Below are 1,302 nucleotides of genomic sequence, written 5' to 3' on the forward strand. Positions count from 1 at the left end.
GGTCGTGTCCCAATTCGTGGTGTAAGTCCACAGCCCGGACGAGGCTGAGATGCACGGTACTCAGCGAGCCACAGCGGACAGCCGAGTGGGCGCAGTGTCGCTCAGGGTCTGCAGGCCTTCAAGTTGCATGTAGCGCCGGTTGAGCGACCACTCGTCGTTCTGCTCCAGCATCATGGCGCCGACCAGGCGCACGATGGACGCATCGTTGGGGAAGATGCCCACGACGTTGGTGCGTCGCTTGATCTCCGCGTTCAGCCGCTCCAGCGGGTTGGTGCTGTAGATCTGCGCCCAGTGCGCTCGCGGGAAGGTCATGAAGGCCAGCACGTCGTTCTCTGCTTCGTCCATCAGCGAGCCGAGCTTGGGGAACTTGTCTCGCAGCTGGTCGGCGACCGATCTCCATTGCGCCCGCGCTGTATCGGCCGACTCCTGCACGAACACCGTACCGATGGCCGCCGAGACCATGCGCCGCTGCGTCTTGCCAGCGTGCGCCAGCGCGTTGCGCATGAAGTGCACGCGACAGCGCTGCCAGGTGGCTTTCAGGACTTTCGATGCCGCAGCCTTGATGCCCTCGTGGCTGTCGCTGATCACCAGCTTGACGCCACGCAGGCCGCGCCGGTTCAGGCTGCGCAGGAATTCGGTCCAGAACGGCTCGGCCTCCGAGGCTCCGACCTTCAGCCCGAGCACTTCACGCTGCCCGTCCGTATTCACGCCGACGGCCACTATCACCGCCACGCTCACGATGCGCCCGGCCTCACGCGTCTTCACGTAGGTCGCGTCCACCCACAGGTAGGGCCAGTCGCCCTCGATCTGGCGGCCCAGGAAGGCGTTGACCCGCTCGTCCAGCTCACCGCACAGCCGGCTGACCTGGCTCTTGGAGACGCCGCTCATGCCGAGCGACTTGACCAGCTCGTCCACCGAGCGGGTGGAGATGCCCTGCACGTAGGCCTCCTGGATCACCGCGGTGAGCGCCTTCTCGGCCGTTCTCCGAGGCTCCAGGAACTCGGGGAAGTAGCTGCCCTGGCGCAGCTTGGGGATCTTCAGCTCCACAGAGCCGGCCCGCGTGTCCCAAGTACGCTCGCGGTAGCCGTTGCGGCTGTTCAGCCGCTCGGCGGGGTTCTTCTCGTCGTAGGCCGCGCCGCAGCGGCCCTCGACATCCAGTTCCATCAGGCGCTGGGCCATGAACTGCACCATCTGGCGCAGCACGTCGATGTCGGCTCCCTTCTCGGCAAGCTCGGTCAATGCCATAGTGGCGTTGGTCATCGTGATTTCCTTCGAGGACAGGTTTGGTGGGTCGCACCTCAA

General features: G+C 65.4%; 1 protein-coding gene. It reads right to left on the reverse strand.

All coding sequences use genetic code 11. The features are described from left to right. Positions 1-60: 60 nt before the first annotated feature. Positions 61-1,260, reverse strand: coding sequence for an IS256 family transposase (locus Q392_RS26390; protein WP_038215700.1), 1,200 nt, complete (start codon positions 1,258-1,260; stop codon positions 61-63). Positions 1,261-1,302 lie beyond the last annotated feature (42 nt).

This window comes from Xenophilus azovorans DSM 13620, assembly GCF_000745855.1.
In the GTDB taxonomy this organism is placed as follows: domain Bacteria; phylum Pseudomonadota; class Gammaproteobacteria; order Burkholderiales; family Burkholderiaceae_C; genus Xenophilus; species Xenophilus azovorans.